The sequence below is a fragment of the Methylobacillus rhizosphaerae genome, from assembly GCF_900187985.1.
Classification (GTDB): Bacteria; Pseudomonadota; Gammaproteobacteria; order Burkholderiales; family Methylophilaceae; genus Methylobacillus; species Methylobacillus rhizosphaerae.
Window position 1 is genome coordinate 21,593 of record NZ_FZOA01000004.1, and the last position, 26,533, is coordinate 48,125.

Consider the following 26,533-nt stretch of genomic DNA (forward strand, 5'->3'; position numbering starts at 1 on the left):
TCATGCCAATGAACAAGACATCACACACCCCTTCAGAACGCCTGCCCTACCGTTATATTGCCTGAAACACCACTTGTCACCTTCAACGCAATTGATGTCGAAATTCTGTCAACACTGTCAGAATTTCGACATACCCCATAGTCCAGACACCAGCTTTCCAAAAAGACAGAGGCCAGCATAACGCTGGCCTCTGTTGTACTTTTACTCTAGCAGCACTCTATAGCTCACCGTAGGAATGCAGCCCGGACAAAAACATGTTGACACCCAGAAAAGCAAAGGTAGTCACCAGCAAGCCGACCAGCGCCCACCATGCCAACACCGGACCACGCAGCCCCTTGACCAATCTCAGGTGCAGCCAAGCTGCATAATTGAGCCAGACAATCAATGCCCAGGTTTCCTTGGGATCCCACGACCAATAACCTCCCCAGGCTTCTGCCGCCCACATGGCTCCCAGAATGGTCGCAATTGTGAAAAATGCAAAACCAACAGAAATAGCCTTGTACATCACATCATCCAGCACAGTCAGGCTGGGCAGGCGCGATGCCAGGATGCCCTTGTTGGCAAGCAGGTATGCCGCAGCGACCATGGCTGCCAACGCAAATGTACCGTATCCAATGAAATTGGCAGGGACGTGTATCTTCATCCAATAAGATTGCAGAGCAGGAACCAAGGGCTGGATCTCGTATGCCTGACGATCAAAGGTATACCAGAGAATAAAACCAACTGCCGCATTAATGACTATCAGGACAAAACCACCCAGCTGACGCATCGCATATTGTCCCTCGTAATACAAATAGGCAAGTGCAGTAATCAGGCAGAACAGGATAAATACTTCATACAGGTTGCTGATAGGAATATGCCCCACATCAGGCGCAATCAAATAGGATTCATACCAGCGAACCATCAGCCCGACAAACCCCATGACGACAGCAGACCATACTAAGCTGGAACCAACTTTCTCCGCAAATGCGGAGCGTGCGAAAAACCCCAGCCAATACGCAAGCATCGCCAGAACGAACAGCACGTTCATCCACATAATGGCCGACTGGCTGGAGATCAGATACTTGAGCAGGAACACCTGTTCGGTACTTGCCTGACTTCCATCATAGAGCTGTATGGCAAGCAGACTAATGCCTGCAACCACCAGCAACAGAAGGCGCATGGGCTTCCAGAGCCAGCCCAGCATACTGAACACCACCACAGCCCCGAACAGGATACCCACTTCATAGGCATCCATGAATTCAGCGTATTGACTGAACGCGAATATTCCGCCTAGCAACAATAGTAGGGAATATCCCCAATCCAGCCAGCCCAGCCGTTTGAACAATGGTTCCGGCATATCTTCCATATAGGTAATCTTCATCATCAACCTCAATGCTTGTCAGTGATGTGACACATGTCACTCTTGTTGGTTTTCCAGCAATCGCGCAAGCTTGCCGCGCATTCTCTCAAACTCGATATCAAAATCACGGTTCTTGCGACTTGACGACATGGCAAACAGCACACGGCTGTTCTCCGGCTTGACCAATAACCATATACGACGCTCGCGAATATAGATCATGGCAAAAATACCCAATACCAACAGCACAGAGCCAGAATAGACCAGCACCTTGCCAGGAGAGCGTGTCAGCTGCAACCCGCTGGATTGCCGATGATCAAATCCCGTCAATTGCAAATACAGGGGCGCTCCATAGTAAAAACTGTCGCTCATGGCATGCAGACTGTCTTCAATAAACAGTTGCAAAGCCTCGTTATTCTCCGCAGGCGGCAACCCGGCCCGTTCACGATTCATAGCATATGCCTGGAACGCTGCGGTAGTCACCACTTTAAGGTAGGCCTGAGCCGCGCCGGCACGCTGCTCTTGTGGTACAGCCGCATCAATCATCTCAGCCACTTTCCCAAAGCCGCCCTGGGAAAACGCCTGCAACAGCTGCATCACACTGGCTTCAAACTTCTGCTGCGTCTCGTCCTTGACTTCCTGATGGCTGGACAAGGCCAGGTGGGAAACACGCTGCACAAGCTCCGGATACAGTGATCGGTCAAACATTGCTGCCCGCAGCTGCATATATCCTTCAATTTCACCATTTTCGTCTGCGGGAATGCGCAGATAACGATAGCTATCCTGCTGCATGGAGCGCATGCCGGACAGGAAATACTGGCGCCCGTCCAACTGCAATGGATGCATATAGTTCACATACTCACGCGCCTGCCCCTCAGCATCACGCACCTTGAAGGTCACATTTGGACCCACATTACGCGGCTTTCCCTTGCCATCAGTAGAGAGGTTGAGAATATTGAACAAGCGGAAATCTGACAGTTCCACGCTCAATGGCGTATTGCCACCACTGACATCATATTTGTTGAACACACTGCCAGTGAACGGCATCGTATCGGCATGGCTGCCAAGAATATTCCATACCTTGAAATCCAGCCTGGAGCCACCGTCACCGAAATCAGACTGATAGATGGCGATGCCTTTATAAATCAGCGGATGATTGACCTTGATGGTAGCAGTAACCGGGTCTTCCCGCTCCGGGTCAATAATCATGATGTCGCTCTCGAACGACTTCGGCTGACCCGTTTCATAATGCTCAATACGGAATGCTTTCAGCGCAATGCTGAATGGCAGGTCCTGCACCAGGTATCCATCACGAATCCGCATGAAAGCCGCATTGGCACCCGCGCCTTCCGGCAAGGTCATATTGGCACGGAATGAAAGATTGGCGGGTGACATCCGGCTTTCCGGCGGCACCGAACGCTCAGGAATATCACGGGTTTCAATTTTCTTGTAACCCAGCAGTTCCTGTGCCTTGAAGATCAGGTTCCCATCCATCAATCCGCCGATACAGATCACCACGATGGCGGCATGCGTCAGGATGTATCCCAGGCGCTGGTAACTGCCTGCCTTGGCCGCGAACAAACTGCCACCATCGGCCTGATCGACTGTTTTGAAGCGGAACCCATGGGCAGTCAGGAACTGGGCCAACCTGGATCCTGTTTCCTCAACAGAATACGGGGTGTGGTACTCATATTTGTGACTGAAACTGCGCAGGGAAACTTCCTTGGCATTTTCGCGGAAAGCCCGCAGCTCCCGCAACATGAGCGGAGTATTACGGTAGATACAGAGTGAGGTGGAAAGTACCAGGAAGACCAGGATAATCAGGAACCAGCCGCTATGATAAACATCATAAAGCCCGATAAACTCGAAAAACTCGAACCAGAACTGACCAAACTGGACAATATAGTTGGTATAAGGCTCATTCTGCTTGAGTACGGTCCCAATAACAGATGCAATACCCAATACGACCAACACGCTGACCGCAAAGCGCATGGAACTCAGCAATTCATACAGTCTACGGCGGGTGGATGATTCAGATTTCAAAACAAGAGACCATTCACAAATTTGAAGTGTGGCAATCACACTCGCCATTAGTTGCAAGTGTGATGCATAAAAAATTAAGGGCGGCTAATGCCACCCTTAACGCTTTTACCTGGCTTTCGGTTGTCAGATCGTCTAAATTTCAGAGAGATTACTTGAGTCCCTGAATATAATCAGCCACCGCAGCAATGTCCGCATCGGTCATCTTGGCTGCGACCATACGCATCATCTTGGCTGCATCATTCTTGCGCTGATCGTCGCGGAAAGCCTGTACTTGTGTCGTAACATAATTGGCATGCTGCCCAGCCAAACGCGGAAATCCAGGTGCAATACCCTGACCATTCGCACCATGACATGATGCACAGGCAGGAACACCGGCCCCAGGAATACCCGTCTGGAAAATCTTCTCGCCGATTGATCCCGGTCCATTGCTGACTGATGGCGTAGGTCGTGCTGGTTGTTCGGCGAAATGTGTCGCCAGAATCGTCATATCCTCATCGTTCAAGGTCGCCACAATCCCGGCCATGACAGGACTAACCCGTACATTTTCCTTAATATTCTTTAACTGTTTCTCCAGATATTCAGGATGCTGACCGGCGATTTTCGGGAACATCGGCACTAGGCTATTGCCATCCGGACCGTGACATCCGGCACAGATTTGCGCTTGGGCAGGCACATTGCTTACGACATCATCTTCTTCGTCATCATCAGTTTCCGCATGTGAAACTGCCACCCCCGCCACCATCATGACACCCATGATCAGTGCCGCATATTTACGCAAGTCCATAGCAACTCCTAAATTTCGTACATACCAATACTGCAATTAGGGTCGCATTTTATATAAAAATGCCTACTTCGTGCTAATATTTTTCCCTTTTCAGATTATGGTCGGCCTTGCCCATGCCTTTGTTTCAGAACGCCACTTTCCACATCTCGGCGCACAATCTCAGCGATCTACCCCCTCCAGCCGGAGTTGAGGTTGCCTTTGCCGGACGTTCCAATGCGGGCAAATCCAGCGCCCTCAACACACTGGCAAACCACAACCGGCTGGCCTTTGTCAGCAAACAACCCGGCCGCACCCAACTCATTAATTTCTTCAGCCTGGGCCAGGATCGTTTCCTTGTGGATCTACCAGGTTATGGTTATGCCAAGGTGCCGGAGGCCATGCGTAAACATTGGCAGTTGACGCTGGCAACCTACCTCAGCCAGCGCCCATGTATCGGCGGCCTGGTGCTGGTAATGGACTGTCGTCACCCACTCACGCCACTTGATCGTCAGATGCTGGATTGGTATAGCCCAAGCGGCAAACCCATCCATGCACTACTGACCAAGTCGGACAAACTCTCCCGTCAGGCTGCCAATCAAACGTTGCAGCAAGTAAAAAAAGAGCTGAATGCCAATTGGGGCAACTGCACTGTCCAGCTGTTCTCCAGCCTGAAAAAGCAGGGTGTAGAAGAAGCCGAGTCCATTATCGGGCGTTGGCTATTTACGCCGGAAAATGATATCCCAGACACCGTGGCCTAACTTGATGCCACGATTCTCAAACTTGGTTAACGGACGATAATCAGGTTTGGGAGCATAATCCTGCGCGGTATTTACCAGCAAGGGCTCCTGCTGCAACACCTCCAGAACCCATTCCGCGTACTCTTGCCAGTCCGTCGCCACATGCAAGTAAGCACCCGCTTTCAGCTTGCTGCATAGCAGCTTGACGAACTCAGCCTGAATCAGGCGGCGCTTATGATGACGTTTCTTGTGCCATGGATCTGGGAAAAATATATGCACACCATCCAGACTGGCATCAGGAATCATGTGCTTCAACACTTCCACTGCATCATGCTGGATAATCCGCAGATTCCTGAGCTGCATTTCACCGATCTGTTTCAGCAGGCTACCCACCCCTGGCGTATGCACTTCCACACCCAGAAAATCGCGCTCAGGCTGAAGCTGGGCAATTTTTGCCGTACTGTCGCCCATGCCAAAACCTATTTCGAGTATCCTGGGGTGATCCGTACGAGCAAATACTGCATCCATATCCAGCAATTCTGGAGTATATGGCACCCCAAATACTGGCATCAGCTCATCCAGCGCGCGTTGCTGACCATGTGTCAGACGCCCTTGCCTCAATACAAAGCTACGAATTGGACGTTTTGCAAGCTCTTCCTTGCTGAGAGTTTCCTGCCCTGACGCTTCCTGATCCATACTCGACTCTATCACTGAAAAACCGCGATTATAGAATATGGGAGCGATCACCGCGAACAAAGCCCGAAAGCGGCATGACTTCCCTGCCAAGCGCAATCACCTTGAATAACTCCCCCATCTCGGCTGGAGATAATAATTTCTGCGCCTGGCTTGCCAAGGGCGCATACTGACTAACATCCCTTGCCGGCACGCGCAGCAATAAATCTGTAATGCCACAGTTGATGAGAAATTGCGCCTGCCCGCAATAGCCCAGCAACTGCATACCATGCGCCATTCCAGTTTCTGCCACCGCAGAGAAATCCACATGCGCCGTCAGGTCTTGCAGGCCGGGATAGAGGAATGCATCGGTATGGGCATAATGCCGATAGTGGCACATCAACGTGCCCATATCCCGCTGCGGGTGATAATACTCTGCCCGTGAGAAACCGTAATCGATCAATAACATCACGCCTTGCCGCAGGCAGGCAGACAATGCTGCCACCAATGCCTGCATGGCAGGACTCACCTCGGCCTGGTAACCATCCGGCAGGTCCAGGCCGGCAAGCGCGCGTTCCAAGTCACTCCCGGCAGCAAGCGGATGTGCCTGCAATACAAGGTCACCATACTCATCCAGGCCCACTCCCAGCTCGTGGAATTTGTTCTCCTGCTTGCGCACCAAATGTACAGGTATAGCATCCAGTACTTCATTGGCTACGATCACGCCGGTGAAATCTGCAGGCAAGGCATCCAGCCATACCACTTTTGCGTACAGGTGAGGCGGCAGTACGGACTCCAAATACTGCTGCTGAACATGCCGCAAGTCTGCACTCACTTCAAGAATCAGGTATTGTCCAGGCAGGCCGCCGGCCCGCTGCATTTCTTCCAGCATGCTGACTGCCAACCTGCCCCGCCCCGCGCCCAGCTCCAGCACATCGCCTGATGTTTGTGCCAATACCTCCATGACCTGCTGTGCCACTGCCTGGCCAAACAAGGGCGTCATCTCCGGCGCTGTCACAAAGTCCCCGGCCTCACCGAATTTCTGTGCACCAGCACTGTAATAACCCAGTCCCGGCTCATATAACGCCAATTCCATATAACGGGCAAAACTGATCCAGTGTTCCACAGCAATCTGGTCGTGTATCACCTGAAGCAGCTTTGCGCTATGAGCAAGTGCATCAGCATCAGGGATAGGCAAGGCAGAGGTATTCATATGATTTGGATTATAATGTCATGTTATTTCTAAAATTTTGATGCGATCTGGAACATTTGTGGATACCCCACTGGAAAACAAGGTTGTCTTAATCACCGGCGGCGCAAAACGTGTCGGGGCAGCAATCTGTCGTCTATTGCATACCCACGGTGCCAGCTTAATGATCCATTATCGCAGCTCCGATGACGAAGCGCGGGCATTGCAGGCTGAACTCAACCTACAACGCCCCGGTTCTGTTGCCATTATCCAGGGAGACCTGCTCAACCTCAGCATCCTGCCCAAGCTGGTTCAGGAAACTGTACACCACTTTGGCCACCTGGATGCATTGATCAATAATGCATCCAGCTATTATCCCAGTGAACTGGGCAGTATCAACGAACATCAGTGGGAAGACCTGATCGGCCCCAACCTCAAGGCACCATTGTTTCTTGCGCAAGCAGCTGCAGCCGAGCTCAAAAAAACCCGTGGCAGTATCATCAACATCACGGATATGCATGTGGAGCGCCCGAAGAAGGGCTACATTATTTACAGCGTTGCCAAGGCTGGCCTGGTGACACTGACCAAGTCACTCGCCCATGAACTCGCACCTGCAGTACGCGTCAATGCGGTGGCTCCCGGACCAGTATTATGGCCAGAAGACAATCCGCAATTCGATGAAGTCTATCGGCAACGCGTGATTTCCCAAACACTGCTCAAGCGTATTGGCGAAAGCGATGATGTGGCCAAGGCCGTACATTTCCTTCTGCAAGATGCACCCTTCATTACCGGGCATGTGCTTGCCGTTGATGGTGGACGCTCACTCAACTTTTAAATGACTCTTGAATCATGATCAAACATTATCCGGAAGATGCTTCCAATAGTTTCCTGAAACTACGCAACAGCCTGATCAGCGCGACAGGCAAGGCCATAGGCGATTACAACATGATCGAGGATGGCGACACTGTCCTGGTCTGCATGAGTGGCGGCAAGGACTCCTACACCATGCTCATGGTGCTGCTTGCGTTGCAAGAGCGCGCACCGGTGGATTTCAAGCTGATTGCCATGAATCTGGATCAGAAACAGCCGGGTTTCCCTGAGCATATCCTGCCAGCTTACCTGCAGCAATTGGGAGTGGAGCACCGCATTGTCGAAGCCGACACCTATTCCATCGTCAAGGAAAAGATTCCTGAAGGCAAAACCACTTGTTCGCTATGCTCACGCCTGCGTCGTGGCATTATCTATCGTACAGCTCAGGAGTTGGGAGCAAACAAGATTGCACTCGGCCATCACCGCGACGACATTGTGGAAACCCTGTTCCTTAATATGTTCTTCGGTGCCAAAATGAAAGCCATGCCACCTAAGCTGGCTACCAACAAAGGGGAATTCCATGTCATCAGGCCTCTCGCTTACTGTGCCGAAAAAGATATTGCCAGCTATGCGCGCGGCATGAACTTCCCCATCATTCCTTGTGATCTCTGCGGCTCCCAGGAAAATCTGCAGCGCCAGAAGGTCAAGGATATGCTGCAAGCCTGGGAACGCGAGCAGCCAGGACGGGTGAACAATATTTTCCGCGCCATTTGCAATGTGGAACCTTCACACCTGGGTGATACTGATCTTTATGATTTCAGGAACATGTCACAAACCAGGCTGGAAGACGAAGACCCATTGTTTGGCGATATCGACAAGGAAAACAACCCGGCCCTGAGCCTGGTTTCCAGCGAAGGTTCGCGTATCGAGTTCAAACGCAACCTTGCCTGATACCCAACCCCAAATTCAGGAAAAGATTACCGGCAAGCACCTAAATTTACAGTGCTTTCTTGTGCAGCGGACGATTTACTCTTATCATCTGCCGCTCTGCATCCCACAAACCGTGCGTCCATGTCAAAACTGCTGATTGTTGAATCACCATCCAAAGCCAAAACCCTGAAGAAATATCTGGGTAAGGATTTTGAGGTTCTCGCCTCATATGGGCATGTGCGCGACCTGGTTCCCAAAACAGGCGCGGTTGATCCCGAACAAGATTTCGCTATGAAATACGAAGTGATCGACCGTAACGCACGGCATGTGGATGCCATTGCCAAAGCCGTCAAGCAGGCTGACGCCATCTACCTCGCCACCGACCCGGATCGCGAAGGGGAGGCTATCTCCTGGCATATCGCCGAAATTCTCAAGAGCAAGCGCCTGCTCAAGGACAAACTGCTGAAAAGAGTGGTATTCCACGAAATCACCAAGTCTGCCGTGCAACATGCCATTGATGAACCACGCGACATCTCCATGCCGCTGGTCAATGCGCAACAGGCGCGGCGCGCACTGGATTATCTCGTCGGCTTCAACCTTTCGCCGCTATTGTGGAAAAAAATCCGTCGCGGCCTTTCCGCCGGGCGCGTGCAAAGCCCGGCCCTGCGCCTGATCGTCGAGCGCGAGCTGGAAATCGAGGCATTCACGAGCCAGGAATACTGGACCATCCATCTGGAATCCGCCAAGCACCAGCATGTGTTTGATGCCAAGCTGGTGCAGCTTGACGGGAAAAAGGTGGAGCAATTCACTGTCACCAATCAGGAACAGCAACAAGACATCGTCGGCAAATTGATTGCGGCAAGCGCAGGCAAAACAACGGTGACCCGCGTTGAAAAGAAACAACGCAGCCGCAGCCCTGCTGCACCGTTTACAACCTCCACATTGCAACAGGAAGCCGTGCGCAAGCTGGGGTTTACCACCAGCCGCGCCATGCGCGTCGCCCAGCAGCTGTATGAGGGTATTGATGTCGGCACGGGCACCGTCGGCCTGATTACCTATATGCGTACCGATAGCTTCAGCCTCGCAGCCGAAGCTGTCATGCAGATCCGTGACTATATCAAGCAGAGTTTTGCTGCCGAATACCTGCCTAGGTCGCCCATTATGTACAAGACCAAGGCCAAGAACGCACAGGAAGCGCACGAGGCCATCCGACCAACCGACATTACGCGCACGCCGGCCAGCTTGCGCGCTTTCCTGACGGATGAGCAGTTCAAGTTGTATGAAATGATCTGGAAACGCGCTCTGGCATGCCAGATGACCCAGGCCAAATTTGATGCCGTCAGCGTTGATCTGGCCATTGGCACAGAAGCCAACCTATTCCGTGCTACAGGACAGACTTTGGTCTTTCCCGGCTTTATTGCCGTTTACAGGGAAGACGTTGACGATGAAGAAGAGGAAGGGGAAAGCAAGCTGCCCCATCTGGAAACCGGTGAAATACTGGCCGTCCAGAAAATTTTCGGCGACCAGCACTTCACCGAACCTCCACCACGTTATTCAGAAGCCAGCCTGGTCAAAGCACTGGAAGAATTCGGCATTGGTCGTCCTTCCACTTATGCCAGCATCATTTCCACCCTGCAGGACCGCGAATATGTTCTGCTGGACAAAAAGCGTTTCACCCCGACCGATGTCGGTCGCGTGGTGAACAAGTTCCTTACCGAGCATTTCACTCGTTATGTGGACTATGGCTTTACCGCCAACCTGGAAAATGAACTGGATGATATCGCCGAAGGCGAGCGTGAGTGGATTCCCGTGCTGAATGAATTCTGGCAAGGATTCAATCAGCAGATTAATGAGAAAAGCAATGTAGAACGCCCTGGTGTGGAAGTACTGGACGAAGCCTGCCCGAAATGCGGCAAACCCCTACAATCCCGCCTGGGACGTTTTGGAAAATTCATCGGCTGCTCAGGCTACCCGGAGTGCGATTACATCCGCAACCCGAGTGCCAACACCAGTAGCAATGAACCTACAGTCATCGGACAGGAACCTGAAAGCGGCAAGGACATCCTGTTACTGAACGGCCCATATGGTCCTTACCTGCAGATCGGCCTGCCAGAAGCAGACAGCAAGAAGAAACCCAAGCGTGTCAGTATTCCCAAGGAAATTTCTGCCACCAGCATGGATATGGAAACTGCACTCAAGCTGATTGCATTACCGCGCGACCTGGGTCAGCACCCAGATACCGGCAAAAAGATCGTCGCCAACATCGGGCGTTTCGGGCCCTATGTCAACCATGATGGCAAGTTCAAATCCATCCCCAAGAGTGATAGCGTCTTTGACATTGATATGTCCCGTGCCGTTGAATTACTCGCGCAGGCAAACTCCGGTCCGGCTCCGATCAAGGAATTGGGTGCCCATCCAGATGGTACCGGCAATATCGCAGTTTATTCTGGCCGTTATGGTCCTTACGTACAGCATGGCAAGCTACGTGCGACCCTGCCCAAGAGCCAGGAGCCAGAAAGTCTGACCGTGGAACAGGCATTGGAGCTACTTGCCGCCAAGGCAGCCAAGGATGCGCCTGCAAAGAAAACCCGTGCATCAACAAAAAAGGCGGCAAGCCCCAAGAAAGCCACCACGACCCGCAAGAAAAAAGTAGCTGGCGACGCATAGTGACATAGAAATGCAGATAATAAAAAAGCGGCTTATAGCCGCTTTTTTATTATCCATTTCCCAGTCATCCTGTGTGATGATTGCTATTACTGCTTTCTATCCACTTACGGATCCGGCGCGCATCACCCAGCCGGGCATTTTTGCTGAACGAATCCAACAGCACAATGATCAATGGCTGCCCAGCAACCTCAGCCTGCATCACCAGGCAACGTCCTGCCTCATTGATATAGCCAGTTTTTGATAATCCGATGACCCAATCTCCATTCCTCACCAGGACATTACTGTTCACATAATGCAATGGTGCAGCTCGCGCACCCCTGACAGGAACAGAATATGAAGCACTGGTTGAAACATGGCGAATCTCAGGATACTGGTAAGCAGCGCGTACCATCTTTACCAGATCTTCGGCCGTAGAAACATTGGCACTATTCAGCCCGGTAGGATCGGCAAAACGGGAGTGCAGCATGCCCAATTGCAATGCTTTTGCATTCATCGCCGCAACGAACGCATTCAGACCCCCAGGATAATGACGGCCCAATGTAGACGCGGCACGATTCTCAGAAGCCATCAATGCCAACTGCAGCATTTCTGCACGCGGCAGCGAAGCGCCAATCGGCATGCGGGAACTTGTACCCTTGAGCGTATCGATATCATCACGGGTAATCTGCAGTTTTTCATCCATATCCAGCCGGGCATCCAATACCACCATTGCGGTCATCAGCTTGGTGAGTGAGGCAATCGGCGTGGTCAGGTCAGTGCCTTTGGCATACAGCACCTCACCTGAGCTCTGGTTGACAATCATGGCCTTGCTGGAGGCCAGCTGCAGATTTCCTTCCTCATCCCGGAATACACCATGATTAGCAGGCACTACCGCACTATTGGAACGTATCGTACTGATAATGCGGCCGCTGCTCACATTCTTCTTGGCAACAGTTGTAGTTTTTTTGGTTTGTTTCTTGGCGACAACCTTTTTCTTTGTAGTAACTTTCTTGCTGGATTTTGCCTTGTTTACCGTCGTTTTCTGCGGCTTCTTCTCCGCAGCATAAGCCGATACTGGCGGCATGCATAATGCCAGTATGGTGAGAAATAATGTAATTATCCGTCTCATGATGCCCATCCCCGCTCAATGGTCAGGGTCAATATTATCCAAAAAAGTGCTATTTGTCATCAACATAGCACATAAAGTTGATAAATATTCTTAAGATAAGCCATAAAAATCCTAGCTCATGCACGGATTAGTCTACTTTCATGCGAGAATAAGCTAACAATCACTGTTAGAGCATTGCCCATGAACATCCCTGATAACTTGCAATATACCGCAGAACACGTATGGATACGTCCAGCCGAAAACGGCAACTGGTTAGTCGGCATTACCGACTATGCCCAGGACTTGCTGGGAGATATCGTATATGTTGAGACTCCCGCACCAGGCACCTCCATCGAAGCCGGACAGCCTTGCGGGCTGATAGAATCAGTCAAGACCGGCTCTGACCTGCACGCTCCGCTCAGCGGCACAGTGACTGCCATCAACGATGCGTTACAAAGCACCCCGGAATTAATCAATGACAAGCCTTACGATGCCTGGATATTTTCCTTCAAACCCGCCAGCGAATCCGCAAACTTGCTGACTGCGGCAGAATATACCGGTTTACTGGGCTAATGCCTGTTTAATGCCTGCTCGATATGTTCCCGTAACCGTTCGGCAATCACCCGCTCCACTTCCTGGCCAAGCTGTGGCAGCAATGATTCCACTTCCCGCTCCAGAGTTCCCTGAACCACCTGGGCAATCAAGGGCTGTATACTTTTCACCATATTGGTAGCAAGCTCACGCGGTACAGGCTGCATGTCTGTACCGTCATTGGGCGACATATTGTCCTGAGCCAGCCCGGCTTCTGTTTCCATAGGCAGGAACTTGATACTGGAAGCAGGCCTGGCAACCGGCATCATGGGGGCGGGCCGCACATCAGGCGCGCTATTCTGTGGAGTAGCGGACAATAACTGTTCCATCGCTACTGCCTTGAAAACGCCGCCCCCTTCATATATTTCCGTCAGCACCGGGATATCATCAGCAGGGCCAGAAACAATATGCGGATCACGCAGGGCATTGATCCGGTTCAATACCACTGTCAATGCATCCTTGGTCATCTGCTCATCCATACGTATGCCCTTTTATCTCAACGCGGCGCCATTGGCGTCAAATGTCTTGATCTCATACCCTCGATCCCGATAAAAACGGAACCGATCCCGCGCTGCTGCGCGATCCGCCTCATCCAGCCCCACGACTTCGATCAACCGTTTGAACCTGCTGAAAAACGGGGGATATTGGCTATCCAGATTAATCAGGATGTCGTCATGTGGCAGGGTTTCATGCCGCCAATCGATGATCACCGGTGTTTCTGTCGCACGCGGATGCGTGGCATGACAATGGGGCAGGAACCCAATCGGGGGATGACTCCAGAAAAAGATGCCAAGCTGTTCTGCTGCTTCCTGAGTAGGTGTCAGCACCATCAGCCGTCGCCCGCGCTGTACTGCACGACCGCTGAGGTCGGCTACATGCGCAGGCTTATTGGGCACATTGAAAAAGAAATCCACCCTCGTCATAGAACTTTACTTCCCAGCACGCTGCCGGAGAAACTCGGCCAACAATGGCACCGGACGTCCTGTCGCGCCCTTTTCCTTACCGGATTTCCAGGCTGTCCCAGCAACATCAAGGTGTGCCCAGTCATATTTCTTGGCGAAGCGTGAAAGGAAACATGCCGCCGTGATACTGCCTCCAGCTCGCCCACCGATATTCGCCATGTCTGCAAAATTGCTGTCCAGCTGCCCCTGATAATCATCCCAGAGAGGCAGCTGCCAGGCTCTGTCCTGTGCTTCCTGCCCAGCTGCCAGCAGCTCTGCTGCCAGGCTGTCCTGATTACTGAACAATCCGCTGGCATGATGCCCCAATGCGATCACGCAGGCGCCTGTCAGTGTCGCCACATCGACCACAGCCTGCGGCTCGAAACGCTCAGCATAGGTCAGGGCATCACATAAAATCAGACGCCCCTCGGCATCCGTATTCAACACTTCAATCGTCTGGCCGGACATGCTAGTCAATACATCTCCCGGACGCGTCGCATTGCCATCCGGCATATTTTCACATGTTGGAATGATACCAACCACATTCAGCGGCAGATCCAACTCGGCAATCGTCTTGAATGTGCCCAGCACACTGGCTGCGCCACACATGTCATATTTCATCTCATCCATGTCGGCACCCGGCTTGAGGGAGATACCTCCAGTATCAAATGTAATCCCCTTACCTACCAAGACCACGGGTTTCTGGCTTTTCTTACCCTTCTTGTGCTGCAGGACAATCAGCTTGGGCGGCTGCACACTGCCCTTGGTCACAGCCAGAAATGATCCCATGCCGAGCTTTTCCAGTTCAGCCTGTTCCAGCACCTGGACCTGTAAACCGTGCGTATCCTTTAATGCCAGCGCCTGTTCAGCCAGGTAGCTCGGCGTACAGTAATTCGGGGCCAGGTTGCCCAGATCCTTGGCGAAACTCACCCCGGAGGCCAGTGCCTGTCCCTGGTGCAGACCTTTTTTCGCAGCAGCTTCCTCACCTTGGGCTACATGAGCCTGCAACTTGCCTATACCTTTTTGTCCCTCTGCTGCCTTGGTCTTGAATCGGTCAAAACGATAGCTACTGTCCTCTGCAATCTCAACCAGCTGGGCAACACGCCAGGCTGCATCGCGCTTATTGACTGCAACTTCTGTCAGAAAAACAGCCACATCATTCACCGCCAGACTACACAATGCCCTGATGGACGCACGCAATGCCTGACGATAGGTACGCTCATTCAGATCACGTTCTTTACCCAACCCAACCAGCAGCACTCTGCTGGCCACCACCCCTGGAACCGCATGCAAAAGCAGGGTAGCACCTGGCTTACCATCCAGATCACCCGCACGCAGAATCTTGCCGATATACCCATCGGATACCTTGTCCAGCGCCGCTGCGGCAACCGAAAGCTTGCCAGCTTCGAATACACCAACGACAACACAATCTTTGCGCTGTTTTTCCGGATTGCCACTTTTTATGCTAAATTCCATCCCTAGTCCCTTAAAGATTAAGCTTTCTGAATTATCCCGCGTTTTTGCGGCAAATCAAACTCAATTGCGGAATTTGGATCCCCAGTTTTTCTAACCATGCTCTTCAAACGCTCATTACTGCAAGAGCTAGTCAGCACAGCCATCGCTGGTTTCATTGTGCTGTTTGGCATTGTCATCGCCCAGCGCGTAGCATACTACATCGGGATTGCCGCCAAAGGCAGTCTTGCAAGTGATGCCATCAATACACTGCTAGGTTTCAGCATGCTGAAATTCCTGCCGATGATGCTCTCCCTGACTTTATTCCTGGCAGTGCTCCTGACACTGTCCCGCTGGCACCGGGATAGCGAAATGGTAGTCTGGTTCAGTGCCGGGCAAGGCCTATCAAGCTGGATCCGTCCTGTGTTGATGTTTGGTTTGCCCATTATTGTGGTCATTGCATTTCTCAGCCTGTTTGTCACACCCTGGGCCACGCTCAAAAGTACGGAATTCCGTGACCAGTTGAAGAGTCGCGACGAACTCGCTTCCATTACTCCCGGTATTTTCAAAGAATCACGTCAGGCTGATCGGGTGTTTTTTGTTGAAAGCTTTGATGAGCTGGGCAACATCGTCAAGAACATCTTTGTCCAATCCATGCAGCACCAGAAGCTCGGTATTGTCGTGGCAGCACGTGGACATCGTGAAACAGCAGAAAACAACGATAATTTCCTGGTCATGCAGAATGGCCGCCGCTATGAAGGCACTCCCAATACTGCAGAGTATTCCATTACCGAATTCGAGCGCTACGCTATCCGCATTGAACCTGCTGAAGTCCAACAACAGCCCCCCAACACCCAGTCCAGAAGCAGCATGGAACTTTTCCAGGAGCACAGCAAGGATAGTAATGCTGAGTTACAAGGGCGCCTTGCCGTTCCTATCTCAGCTTTTGTACTGATCTTGCTGGCAATCCCCTTGAGTTTCGTTGACCCGCGTTCTGGACGCTCGGCCAATCTGATGCTGGCCTTGCTGATTTACATTGTCTATAACAACCTGCTCAGCATCATGCAGGCCTGGCTGGCTCAAGGCAAGCTTTCGCTTGTGATAGGCCTATGGCCGATACATGCCATATTCCTGCTACTGACATTCTGGATGTTCTATCGCCGATTATTCCAGTTGCCTTTCCTGCCCCGCTTTTGGCGCTAATCACCCGCAATGAAACTGCTTAATCGATACCTCGCTCAGGAAATCATCTCCAGCATCATGTTGATCATGCTGGCTCTGCTGGCCATGTTTTCCTTTTTTGACCTGATCCAGGAACTGGAAAATCTTGGCAAGGGCAATTACGGCATCAGTAAAGTATTACTGTATGTCCTGTTAAGTGCACCTGGTCATGTTTATGAGGTCGTACCTGTTGCAGTGCTTGTCGGCACCATGTATGCCCTGGGTCAGTTTTCCCGCTATTCCGAACTGATCATTTTACGCGTCAGTGGTGTTTCCATCCGCAAGATTGCTTTTTCCTTGCTGCGCGTGGGCTTGCTGTTTGCTATCGTGACATTCCTGGTCGGGGAGCTGGTCGCCCCCCTGAGCGAAAAATCCGCGCAACGTATTCGCGTCCAGGCCACAGACTCCGTAGTTGCCCAGGATTTTCGTTCAGGCCTGTGGGTCAAGGATGGCAACAGCTTTGTCAATGTGCAGACCGTCATGCCCGATGCGTCACTCATGAATATCAATATCTATGAGTTTGATAATGAATTCCGCCTGAGGACTATCAGTAATGCCAAGGACGGAAGTTTTGACGGCAAAAACTGGAATCTGCATCAAGTCACACAGACGCATTTTGAAGAGCAGAAGATACGTACCAGTATTTTCCAGGAGGCAACCTGGCAGTCATTGATCCGTCCGGAATTACTGAATGTATTGCTGGTCGTGCCGGAGAAAATGTCAGCCTGGAACCTCTATTTTTACATCAACCACCTATCCAGCAACAAACAAAAAACCTCGCGGCACCAGATTGCACTCTGGTCCAAGATGATCTATCCACTCGCCTGCCTGGTCATGGTGATTCTGGCCTTGCCGTTTGGTTTCCTGCAGCAGCGCTCAGGCTCAGCAAGCACCAAGATTTTTGCCGGCATCATGCTGGGGATTGTCTATCAAGTACTGAACCGGGTGTTTGTGCATCTGGGGCTGCTGAACGACTGGTCTCCGCTATTCAGCGCGGTAGTACCTACTTTGCTATTCATGGCGGCGGGTATTTTCATGCTGCATTGGGTCGAACGCAGGTAAAGGCTCTCGCGTACCTTATCGCGAGATGTGCGACAACAGCTTAATCCAAGCCATCCAGGCCATCAATGTCCGGATTTTCACGGCGCAATGCTTCACGCCGTGCTTCTGGCAGACGTTGATATTCCTGCCATTTCTTACGCAACTCTGCCTTTTTTTCCGGAGGCAGGTTGCTGTACTCCTGATATTTCTTGCGGGCATTCTCGCGCTCATATGGCGTCATACGACTCCAGTGCGTCAAACGCTTCTGCACACGCTGCTGCTGTTCCGGCGACATTTTGGGATAATCTCGCACGATATCCAGCATCTTCTCACGCTGCCAGGGCCGCAATACATCCCATTCTTCTGCCAATGGAGCCAGAACCTGGCGTTGACTGTCAGTCAGCTGTGCCCAGCCTGGTTCCTTGGGTGTTGTTTCTGCAGCAGACGTCAAAGCAAGTAATAACAGGGCTGCTGCTACTGCTGCTCTAACCATGAATAAAAACCTTGATCAAGATACGCCTCTGGAGGAAGTTCGGATGCCAGCAAGAAAGCGTCGCCATGTTCACCTTGTACGTAGCCTGTCAATTGCTGGGTTACTATAAATGTAAGTAAGACAGCGCCTAACAGGATCGCCGCTGACCGTGTACGCTGACGCAAAGCAATGGATGTCCATCCGACCGGTACATGTGCGTGCGACTCGATTGCGGCAGCGACGGCCTGACGGCGCGCGGCAGCCAGGCGGTCTTTCACTTCCGGCGCCAAATTTTCTTTATTGTCGTCCAGTATCCGAACGACCATTTTTGCAATCTGTTGTTCCTGATTCATCGCCCGTCCCCGATTTTTTCGAGCATTTCCTTGCCAAATCCATACTTTTCCAGCGCTGCAGCCAAAGCATGAACTGCCCGAGAACAATGGGTTTTGACACTACCCTCAGAACACCCCATTGCCGCTGCTGTTTCAGCGACATCCATTTCCTCCCAATAACGCATGATAAATGCTTCTCGTTGACGGGTCGGGAGATTTTTTATTTCAGCCTCAATAATCGCAATCGTTTCCTGCTGCTCATACAAACCTTCTGGGTTATCCTGACTATTTTGTGACGGCATGGTCTCCAGAGGATCATGCTCCTCTTCGTCCTGACTGATGCCGAAAGAAGAAAGTAATGTCGTCCAGGCAGTTCGTATTTTCTGTCTGCGCCAATAATCCTTCATGGTGTTCTGCAAAATGCGTTGAAACAGCATGGGATACTCTTCCACGGGCCGGCTTACATATTTTTCCGCAAGCTTGAGCATGGCGTCCTGAACGATGTCCATAGCGACATGCTCATCGCGCACAGCATACACCGTCTGCTTGAACGCGCGACGCTCCACCTGTGCCAGAAAATTTGAGAGTTCCTGTGTACTTGCCATGAAAATGATTGGATATTTGTGATCGGATTTAGTGCCATACCACACTGTCATCGAGTATAGCAGGTTTGATTTTGTTACCTTGGGCGCTTTTAGCTACAATTCCATCCTTCTGTCACTTATTCACTGGGCATCATGATAAAACTGCTATTACTGGCTATCGTATTCTGGCTGATTCATATGATCCTCAAACGATATCGTGCCAATATGAACCACAAAGCTACCGCTACTGCACAACCTGAAACCATGGTGCAATGTGCGCACTGCAGGATACATCTCCCTAGCAGCGAAAGCATTCAGGATGGAGAGCGGCACTATTGCTCAGAAGCGCACCGCCAAGCACACCATTCCTAGCATATAGTAGATATGGATATTGCACTTTCCATTAATGCGCAAGGTCTGGTGGCAGAGGCTGAATTCATTGCCTCCCCCAATTGTGATGAAAGACCGGTCAACACGGAAATCTGCCTGTTGGTCATCCATAACATCAGCCTCCCTCCATCCCAGTACGGTGGCCCTGGTATTACTGAACTGTTCACCAACTCCCTCAACCCGAGACAGCATCCGTATTACGCAGAAATTCATCACCTGCGTGTTTCTTCGCATTTCCTGATCCGTCGAGATGGCAGCCTGCAACAATTTGTTCCCTGCGCGGCACGTGCCTGGCATGCAGGGGTATCCAGCTGGCGAGGCCATGAACGCTGTAACGATTTTTCTATTGGTATTGAACTGGAGGGCAGTGATTTTGAAGCCTTTACCCCAGAGCAGTACGACATGCTGGTCACGCTGAGCAGGTTATTGATTGCGCACTATCCCATCCGCGATATTGCAGGACATTCTCATATTGCCCCAGGACGCAAGACTGACCCCGGTCCTTATTTCAACTGGGATTTGCTGACAGGAATCCGCAATGAAATGGAAAAACCCGGCAATTCCGGTATAGACTCCTGAATTCTCTGAATAAAAACAAACCAATCACAACCTCAATGGTCGTGACAGAGGATGCCAAGCTGTACTTAATCATGAATCAGGAAAACCATAATAAATGTCAGTTTATCGTTTAGGGGCCAGCATATGCTTTGCTTTGCTGGTGGCATTTTCCAGTGCATGCAGTAAAAAAGAAGAGCCAGCGAAAAGCGCGCCTGCACCGCTTGTCAGCGTCGCTACTGTGAGTACGGCAAACCTGGAAATCCGTGAGCAATCTATAGGTACCCTCGAAGGCATCATGGACCCGACCGTTGCTGCTGAAGTGCCAGCCCGCGTGCTCCGCATATTGGCCAGACCTGGGCAGATAGTGAAAAAAGGCGAAGTCATTGCCTTGCTTGACCCCAAGGACTATACATTGCAGCAACAAGAGGCAGAAAGCGAAGTGTCCCGGCTGGAAGCGCTGCTACTCAACCAGCAACGCAATGTGGAACGCAACCGGAAACTGGTCGAGAAGAATTTTATTTCCCAGAATGCACTGGATGACCTGGAAACCCAGAAAATAGCATTGAAACGCCAACTGGAGGGAGCACGTTCCCGCCTTGCGAGCATCCAGCATAACCAGAACAAGACGCGCCTGCTGGCACCTATTGATGGCAAGATTGAGAAGCAGATTGTTTCCCCGGGCGACTACGTCAAGGTAGGCGATCCACTATTGCAGATTATCAGCAACCAGCGCTTGCGCGCCCACCTGCCATTTCCAGAACACCTAGGCAACAAACTCCGGCCTGGACTAAAAGTCAGGCTTACCACACCGACTTCCGATCAGGAAGCAGAAGGTGTTTTGCGGGAATTCAAACCCGTGATCGGCAGTACCAATCGCGCGATTGATGTCCTGGTGGATATTACAGACCAGCCTGGCTGGCAATCAGGTGCCAGTGTGACCGGGAATATCATCCTGGGCACTTATGACGCGGCCATGGTGGTTCCAGAGCAAAGCGTGGTATTGCGCCCCGCCGGACAGGTAGTGTATGTCATTACCGATAACACGGCGCAGCAGCGCATCGTCAAGACTGGCATATATCAAGATGGTGCCATCCAGATACTGGAAGGGTTGCAGCCCGGCGAAACCATTGCGGTAGATGGCGCCGCCTTCCTCACAGACCAGGCCCGTGTCCAGATACTGGATCACTCATCACAGGCACAGCCATGACCTTACCGGAACTATCGATCAAGCGCCATGTGCTGGCATGGATGGTCTCGGGTTTGCTGGTGCTGCTTGGCATTATCAGCTACCAGCGCATTGGCGTTGACCGTCTGCCCTATATTGAATTCCCTGTCATTTCAATTACCACCACGCTGGACGGCGCCAACCCTGATATTGTGGATGCCAGCATTACCAGCATTATTGAAACCTCGGTCAATACGACCCCGGGGATAGAACATATCCAGTCATCCTCGTCTCCAGGTGTGTCCGTCATTACACTCACGTTCGACCTGGAAAAGAATATCGATATCGCCTATAACGAGGTGCAATCCAAGGTCAACCAGGTACTGCGCCGTTTGCCAGATGACGCAGAGCCACCGCAGGTACGCAAAGTCGAAACCAATGCCCAGCCTATCATGTGGCTGGCGTTACGCGGTGACCGCACAGCACAGCAACTCAACCTTTACGGGTTCAATGTGCTCAAGAAAAAGCTCGAGACCATCAATGGCATTGGCGAAGTTCGGCTGGGTGGACGACAGGACCGTACCATCCGCGTCAATGTACTGCCAGATCGCATGGCCTCTTACAACCTGACTGCCACTGACCTGATTGATGCATTCAAACGCGAGCATATCCAGTTACCTGGTGGTTTTCTGGTGGGTCACAATTCCGAATACCTCATGAAGCTGGACCTGGAATTCCATCACCTACGCGATATGCGTGAAATGGTCGTGGCTTACCGGGATGATGCGCCGATCAAGCTCAAGGATGTTGCTGAACTGGAAGATGACATTGCGGATTATCGCCAACTGGCACGTTATATGGGAAAACCGTCTGTCGGCCTGGGTATTGTCAAGGTATCCAATGCCAATACCGTTGCCATCATCGATGAAGTGCTGCATAAACTGGACACGGAAATCCGTCCCAATCTCCCTCCTGGCATGACCCTGGACATTTCCACCAATGACGCGCTTTTCATTGAGGAAATTGTCGGCGCCTTACAGGAACACCTGTTTGAAGGCACTTTGCTGGCGGCCTTGATCGTCTGGCTATTCCTGCGCTCAATCCGTTCCACCCTGATCATTGCCACCGCCATCCCGGTATCATTATTGGGTTCTGTCGCCGTCATGTATTTCTCCGGTTTCACCTTCAATACCATGACATTGCTGGCGTTACTGCTGCTGATTGGCGTAGTGGTGGATGATGCCATTGTCGTGCTGGAAAATATCTACCGCCACCTCAGCATGCAAAAGCGTACGGATATTCCATCCCAGACTATCGCGCGCAATGCAGCCATCAATGGCAGCCGTGAAGTGGCATTTGCCGTAATCGCCGCAACATTCTCGCTGGTATGTATTTTCGCACCGGTCATCTTCATGGATGGCATCATCGGCAAATTCTTCAAGTCATTTGCAGTTGTCGTGACATTCGGGGTTCTGGTATCACTATTGGTGTCCCTCACACTGACTCCCATGCTGTGCTCGCGCTACCTGAAAGCACATGAGCCTGCCGGACACTTCTATCACTGGCTCGACCGCATCTTTCATGCCATGGACCATCTCTATGCCCGCATACTGGCATGGACACTGAACCACCGCTGGAAGGTCATGCTGCTTACCGTGCTGGTAGTGGTTACCAGTATTTTCTTCTTCGGCAAAGTGCAGAAAGAGTTCATTCCCGATTCGGATGAAGGACGTTTCATGATTTCATTCCGGACCCCACTGGGATCAAACATTGAATATACCAATAGCCGGATGGAACGCATTGAAAGCATCCTGCAGCGTCATGATGACCAGATCGCCAGCTATTTCGGTGTCATCGGGGTTGGCGCACAAGGTCAGGTCAACAAAGGCACAGTCAGCATACGCCTTCATGACAGACGCAATCGCAGCATGAGCCAGCAAGCATTGATCCGTGTCATACGCAGCGAGCTTGACCAGATCCCAGGCGTACGCGCGTTTCCTGTGCCGGTAGCCATTGTGGGCGGCCAACGCTCGGAAAAACTGCAGTTCAACATCACCGGTCCGAACCTGGAGCAAGTCAGCCAGCTGGGCAAGAACATGCAGCAGAAATTGGCAGAGATACCCGGTATCGGTAAAGTGGACCTGGATCTGGATCTGGACTTGCCCCAGCTCACCATGCAGATTGATCGAGTACGCGCAGCCAGCCTGGGACTGTCCGCGCTGGAAATCGCCTCCGCATTGAACTTGTATACTGGCGGCATCGATATTGCCGATTTCAATGATGAGCCTGGCGATGGGCAGCGCTATGAAATCCGCCTCAAGGCCAAGGAGGGTAGCCTACAGCATCCGGAAGACCTGAAAAAAATCTACCTGCGCAGTGGCACTGGCGAACTAGTGCGCCTTGATAGTGTTGCCAGCTTCAAACAGACACTGGGAGCCGCGGTCATAGGCCGCTTTGATCTGCAATATGCAGCAAGCCTGTATGCCAACCCTACCATATCACTTGGCGATGCTGTACAGCAGGTAAACCAGCTTTCCTCAGAAATGCTGCCACCAGGCTACCAGTTCAACCTGACCGGCCAGGCAGAAGAGCTAGAGAAAACCGTATCCAACATGATATTCGCGTTCAGCCTGGCGATGATATTGCTTTATATGGTGCTTGCCAGCCAGTTCAATTCTTTCCTGCAGCCCTTCATCATCATGTTGGCACAACCATTGGCCATCATAGGCGGCGTTTTTGCACTCTGGGTCACCGGCAACTCCCTCAACATCTTTTCCATGATTGGGCTGGTATTGCTGATCGGGTTGGTGGCAAAAAACTCCATTCTGCTGATTGACCTCACCAACCAACTACGTGATGAAGGCAAAGACATCCATCACGCCCTGCTTGAAGCATGCCCGGTGCGCCTGCGCCCTGTATTGATGACATCCCTCACCATTATCCTGGCGCTTCTGCCTGCCGCATTTGGCTTGGGAGCGGGCGCAGAAACCAATGGGCCACTATCGATTGCCGTCATCGGCGGTATGATCTCTTCCACGCTATTGACATTAGTCGTCGTACCAGCGGCCTATTCATTGTTGATGCATGCGGTGCGGCAGCAGCAGTCATAAGCATCTTTTTGCAGTGGAAAAGCGCCAGTTATGACTGGCGCTTTTTTATTGCCCATGTGCATCATTCCGTCACCTGTTTTTAATTTATTACAAGATTGGAGTTTTTGTAAATCACTGTAAAAAAAGACATTTTTCACCTTTTGTCTTAATTCGTACATGGAATTGTCATATTCGAAACCAATAATGCCGCCTCATTACACCGCAATCTCAACACCCAAAGTTAATAAAGAGGAAAGCATGAAACCGTTTCGTATATTACCTATCGCGGCATTAATGGCGACCAGCATGTCTGCCATGGCAGACTCCACGATTGACATTGTCAACACCCTGGTTACCAAAGGTGTTCTGACTGAAGAAGAAGGCCGTCTTCTGACCAAAGGCCGAGAAGGGGAAAAGGCCAGCCAGGACCAGGCGTTGGAAAAAGCCACGAAATCTGGCGGTAAAATCACGATCTCTGATGTCATCGACAATGCCACTTTTTATGGCGATATCCGCGCCCGTTATGAATTCCGCAACGGCGAAGATTCTGCGAACAACTCTGAAGACCGCGAACGCGGACGCTACAAATTGGTACTTGGTTTAAAAACCACTGCAGGTGACTTCTACTCTGATATCGCCTTGTCGATGGGTGCCAATGGCCGTTCTGACAACGCTACATTCGGCAACGGCACCAACGGTGCGAACAGCAAAGAAAACGTCTACGTCAAGCGCGCAATGCTGGGATGGAAAGTGACAGACTGGCTGAAAGTAGAAGCTGGTCGTGTCGCCAACCCTCTGTATACCACTTCCATGGTATGGGATGGTGACTTGACCTTTGAAGGCCTGGTTGAAAAGATCGAATACAAGTGGGGCAATGTAAATCTGTTCGGTAACTTCGCACAATCCCAGTATCTGGGTGACCGCCAGGACTTTAATATCAGCACCAATGACAGAGATAGCAACGGTATTCTGGCATTTCAGGGCGGTGCAAAATTTGATATCACTGATACAGTTTCTGCCAAAGCAGCTGTGACATTTACCAAATTCACCAATGACCACGCCGCAGGAGCATCAGTATTCATCCCTGGATTGGGGACAAATGTTGGCAAGGGAGCCAGCCTGGGCACCACGCTGACAGCAACTAACGATATCCGCACCATTGAGATTCCGGCAGAAATCGTGTTCAAGCTGGCTGATGGCATGAAACTGACTGCGTTCGGTGATTATGTATATAACCTGGACGGTGATGACCGCTTCAAGGCAGCAGTGAATGCAGCAACTGCCACCTCTGCCATTACTGGTGCGGCCATTCGCGATGCTGGCAATGATGACAAAGCCTGGCTGCTGGGGCTGGGACTGGCCATGAAACAGGATAAACAACCAAAGAAAGGTGATTGGTCAGCCAAGCTCTGGTACCAGGATGTCGGCATCTACGCACTTGACCCAAATACTGTCGACTCCGACTTCATGGATTCGCGCGTCAACATGAAGGGTATCGTGTTCAAGGGAGAATATCTGCTGCGCGACAATGTAGTCTTGAACTTTGCCGCCGGTCACGCCACCCGCAAGAACGACAAACTTGCTGCTGCTGCCTCAGCAAGTGATATTGCCCTGAATATCGACAGCTATAACCTGTACCAGATGGATATTACCTACAAGTTCTGATTCCAGGTATCAGTACCACAGATCAAAGCAGCCACTGGCTGCTTTTTCTTTTTCGCCATCACGGCAGACAACAAAAAAGGCAGCTAAAGCTGCCTTTTTTACACACGAGACTGTTAATTATTTAACAGTAACGGTACCGCGCATCATGGTAGCGTGGCCAGGGAAAGAACAGAAGAATGTGTACTTTTCGCCGGCAGCCAGTTTGCTTACGTCAACCTTGACACTATCCTTTTCACCGCCGCCAATCAACTTGGTATGGGCAATCACACGAGCATCATCAGCCTTGACGAAATTACCTGCTTCACCAGCAGCAACACCATCATTCATCACAGCCTTGAAGTCAGGAGTCTTGGTGATCACCAGGTTGTGACCCATAACGTTCTTGGGCAGTGAACCTGTGTGCTTCAGGTTAACTGTAAATTCTTTACAGCTCTTTTCAATATCAATGTTCTTGGTGCTGTACTGCATAGCGTCGTTAGCTTCGACATCTACAGAGCAGCCAGCTGCCAGAACGGAACCAGAGAACAATGAAGCGAACAACAGAGCGACGATTTTGCTGGATTTCATAATTACTTCCCTCATCTAAAATTAGGCAATATTGCCTGTGTTATAGAACTTTTCGTTGATTACTACCAAACAAACTACAGCTTTTGGTTTCTTATGCGTCCATGTGCTGTTGCTGCATCAGGGCACATTGTCTGTTTCCCCGTTATAGTAATTGATAAACATTATCAATTAAACCCGCCATTTTTTCCAGTATCAGTAATACGCTTCTAATAACGCATCAGTTCAGTA

General features: G+C 51.2%; 25 protein-coding genes. 12 read left to right on the forward strand and 13 right to left on the reverse strand.

Annotated features, from left to right (window positions below):
• Nucleotides 1-217: 217 nt before the first annotated feature.
• From ccsB to CHB59_RS05160, 3 genes are all read right to left on the reverse strand, one after another.
• Complete coding sequence (ccsB, locus tag CHB59_RS05150; protein WP_179212090.1) at nt 218-1,363, reverse strand: c-type cytochrome biogenesis protein CcsB; 1,146 nt, start codon at nt 1,361-1,363, stop codon at nt 218-220.
• A gap of 36 nt (nt 1,364-1,399) precedes the next feature.
• Nucleotides 1,400-3,331: a cytochrome c biogenesis protein ResB gene (locus tag CHB59_RS05155; RefSeq protein ID WP_089375387.1), complete on the reverse strand. Its 1,932-nt coding sequence runs from the start codon at nt 3,329-3,331 to the stop codon at nt 1,400-1,402.
• Between the two features lie 199 nt (nt 3,332-3,530).
• A complete protein-coding gene (locus CHB59_RS05160; protein WP_089375179.1) occupies nt 3,531-4,166 on the reverse strand; it encodes a c-type cytochrome in 636 nt (211 codons plus the stop codon).
• Nucleotides 4,167-4,279: 113 nt separating this feature from the next.
• On the opposite strand from CHB59_RS05160, the gene yihA reads away from it, so the two are divergent.
• Nucleotides 4,280-4,903 carry a ribosome biogenesis GTP-binding protein YihA/YsxC gene (yihA, locus tag CHB59_RS05165; protein ID WP_089375180.1) on the forward strand — a complete coding sequence of 208 codons (624 nt, stop codon included), beginning with the start codon at nt 4,280-4,282 and terminating at the stop codon, nt 4,901-4,903.
• On the opposite strand, the gene trmB is transcribed toward yihA, so the two are convergent.
• Together trmB and CHB59_RS05175 are read right to left on the reverse strand one after the other, a co-directional pair.
• Complete coding sequence (trmB, locus tag CHB59_RS05170) at nt 4,862-5,578, reverse strand: tRNA (guanosine(46)-N7)-methyltransferase TrmB (RefSeq protein WP_089375181.1); 717 nt, start codon at nt 5,576-5,578, stop codon at nt 4,862-4,864. The two genes, yihA and trmB, sit on opposite strands and share 42 nt — an antisense overlap.
• A gap of 28 nt (nt 5,579-5,606) precedes the next feature.
• A complete protein-coding gene (locus tag CHB59_RS05175; protein ID WP_089375182.1) occupies nt 5,607-6,767 on the reverse strand; it encodes a class I SAM-dependent methyltransferase in 1,161 nt (386 codons plus the stop codon).
• A gap of 40 nt (nt 6,768-6,807) precedes the next feature.
• On the opposite strand from CHB59_RS05175, the gene CHB59_RS05180 reads away from it, so the two are divergent.
• The 3 genes from CHB59_RS05180 (at nt 6,808) to topA (ending at nt 11,150) form a co-directional block, all read left to right on the forward strand.
• Nucleotides 6,808-7,578, forward strand: a complete 771-nt coding sequence (locus CHB59_RS05180) for a pteridine reductase (RefSeq protein WP_089375183.1) — start codon at nt 6,808-6,810, stop codon at nt 7,576-7,578.
• A gap of 14 nt (nt 7,579-7,592) precedes the next feature.
• Complete coding sequence (gene ttcA / locus CHB59_RS05185) at nt 7,593-8,504, forward strand: tRNA 2-thiocytidine(32) synthetase TtcA (protein WP_089375184.1); 912 nt, start codon at nt 7,593-7,595, stop codon at nt 8,502-8,504.
• A gap of 120 nt (nt 8,505-8,624) precedes the next feature.
• The gene (gene topA, locus CHB59_RS05190; protein WP_089375185.1) at nt 8,625-11,150 is read left to right on the forward strand and encodes a type I DNA topoisomerase; all 2,526 of its coding nucleotides are present in this window, start codon (nt 8,625-8,627) and stop codon (nt 11,148-11,150) included.
• Nucleotides 11,151-11,214: 64 nt separating this feature from the next.
• Here topA and pbpG read toward each other — a convergent pair whose 3' ends face one another.
• On the reverse strand, nt 11,215-12,258 hold the full coding sequence (gene pbpG, locus CHB59_RS05195; protein ID WP_089375388.1) for a D-alanyl-D-alanine endopeptidase: 1,044 nt from the start codon (nt 12,256-12,258) through the stop codon (nt 11,215-11,217).
• A 180-nt stretch (nt 12,259-12,438) separates the two neighbouring features.
• On the opposite strand from pbpG, the gene gcvH reads away from it, so the two are divergent.
• Entirely contained in the window at nt 12,439-12,810 is a 372-nt protein-coding gene (gene gcvH / locus CHB59_RS05200; protein ID WP_089375186.1) for a glycine cleavage system protein GcvH, read from the forward strand.
• Here the strand turns inward: gcvH and CHB59_RS05205 are convergent.
• From CHB59_RS05205 to CHB59_RS05215, 3 genes are read right to left on the reverse strand one after another with little or no spacing between them, the layout of a single operon-like run.
• Complete coding sequence (locus CHB59_RS05205; protein ID WP_089375187.1) at nt 12,807-13,307, reverse strand: hypothetical protein; 501 nt, start codon at nt 13,305-13,307, stop codon at nt 12,807-12,809. The genes gcvH and CHB59_RS05205 overlap by 4 nt on opposite strands.
• A 12-nt stretch (nt 13,308-13,319) precedes the next feature.
• Nucleotides 13,320-13,751 carry a DNA polymerase III subunit chi gene (locus tag CHB59_RS05210; RefSeq protein ID WP_089375188.1) on the reverse strand — a complete coding sequence of 144 codons (432 nt, stop codon included), beginning with the start codon at nt 13,749-13,751 and terminating at the stop codon, nt 13,320-13,322.
• 6 nt (nt 13,752-13,757) lie between these two features.
• Nucleotides 13,758-15,245: a leucyl aminopeptidase gene (locus CHB59_RS05215; protein ID WP_089375189.1), complete on the reverse strand. Its 1,488-nt coding sequence runs from the start codon at nt 15,243-15,245 to the stop codon at nt 13,758-13,760.
• A 96-nt stretch (nt 15,246-15,341) separates the two neighbouring features.
• Between CHB59_RS05215 and lptF the strand changes: the two genes are divergently transcribed.
• Both lptF and lptG read left to right on the forward strand, forming a co-directional pair.
• A complete protein-coding gene (gene lptF, locus CHB59_RS05220; RefSeq protein ID WP_089375190.1) occupies nt 15,342-16,424 on the forward strand; it encodes an LPS export ABC transporter permease LptF in 1,083 nt (360 codons plus the stop codon).
• Nucleotides 16,425-16,433: 9 nt separating this feature from the next.
• The gene (gene lptG, locus CHB59_RS05225; RefSeq protein ID WP_089375191.1) at nt 16,434-17,504 is read left to right on the forward strand and encodes an LPS export ABC transporter permease LptG; all 1,071 of its coding nucleotides are present in this window, start codon (nt 16,434-16,436) and stop codon (nt 17,502-17,504) included.
• Between the two features lie 40 nt (nt 17,505-17,544).
• On the opposite strand, the gene CHB59_RS05230 is transcribed toward lptG, so the two are convergent.
• The 3 genes from CHB59_RS05230 to CHB59_RS05240 are packed head-to-tail and all read right to left on the reverse strand — an operon-like array spanning nt 17,545 to nt 18,892.
• Complete coding sequence (locus CHB59_RS05230) at nt 17,545-17,976, reverse strand: DUF3106 domain-containing protein (protein ID WP_089375192.1); 432 nt, start codon at nt 17,974-17,976, stop codon at nt 17,545-17,547.
• Nucleotides 17,958-18,308 carry a DUF3619 family protein gene (locus tag CHB59_RS05235; RefSeq protein WP_089375193.1) on the reverse strand — a complete coding sequence of 117 codons (351 nt, stop codon included), beginning with the start codon at nt 18,306-18,308 and terminating at the stop codon, nt 17,958-17,960. Before CHB59_RS05235 ends, CHB59_RS05230 begins: the two co-directional genes overlap by 19 nt.
• Nucleotides 18,305-18,892, reverse strand: coding sequence for an RNA polymerase sigma factor (locus CHB59_RS05240; protein ID WP_089375389.1), 588 nt, complete (start codon nt 18,890-18,892; stop codon nt 18,305-18,307). Before CHB59_RS05240 ends, CHB59_RS05235 begins: the two co-directional genes overlap by 4 nt.
• 132 nt (nt 18,893-19,024) lie before the next feature.
• Between CHB59_RS05240 and CHB59_RS11865 the strand changes: the two genes are divergently transcribed.
• From CHB59_RS11865 to CHB59_RS05265, 5 genes are all read left to right on the forward strand, one after another.
• Entirely contained in the window at nt 19,025-19,243 is a 219-nt protein-coding gene (locus CHB59_RS11865; protein ID WP_089375194.1) for a PP0621 family protein, read from the forward strand.
• A 12-nt stretch (nt 19,244-19,255) separates the two neighbouring features.
• A complete protein-coding gene (ampD, locus tag CHB59_RS05250) occupies nt 19,256-19,840 on the forward strand; it encodes a 1,6-anhydro-N-acetylmuramyl-L-alanine amidase AmpD (protein ID WP_089375195.1) in 585 nt (194 codons plus the stop codon).
• A gap of 94 nt (nt 19,841-19,934) precedes the next feature.
• Nucleotides 19,935-21,026, forward strand: coding sequence for an efflux RND transporter periplasmic adaptor subunit (locus CHB59_RS05255; protein WP_089375196.1), 1,092 nt, complete (start codon nt 19,935-19,937; stop codon nt 21,024-21,026).
• Nucleotides 21,023-24,094, forward strand: a complete 3,072-nt coding sequence (locus CHB59_RS05260; RefSeq protein ID WP_089375197.1) for an efflux RND transporter permease subunit — start codon at nt 21,023-21,025, stop codon at nt 24,092-24,094. The genes CHB59_RS05255 and CHB59_RS05260 overlap by 4 nt, the downstream gene beginning before the upstream one ends.
• 237 nt (nt 24,095-24,331) lie before the next feature.
• Nucleotides 24,332-25,738, forward strand: a complete 1,407-nt coding sequence (locus CHB59_RS05265) for a putative porin (RefSeq protein ID WP_089375198.1) — start codon at nt 24,332-24,334, stop codon at nt 25,736-25,738.
• 117 nt (nt 25,739-25,855) lie between these two features.
• On the opposite strand, the gene azu is transcribed toward CHB59_RS05265, so the two are convergent.
• Nucleotides 25,856-26,305 (reverse strand): azurin, encoded by a 450-nt coding sequence (gene azu, locus CHB59_RS05270; RefSeq protein ID WP_089375199.1) that lies wholly within the window; start codon nt 26,303-26,305, stop codon nt 25,856-25,858.
• Between the last annotated feature and the right edge of the window lie 228 nt (nt 26,306-26,533).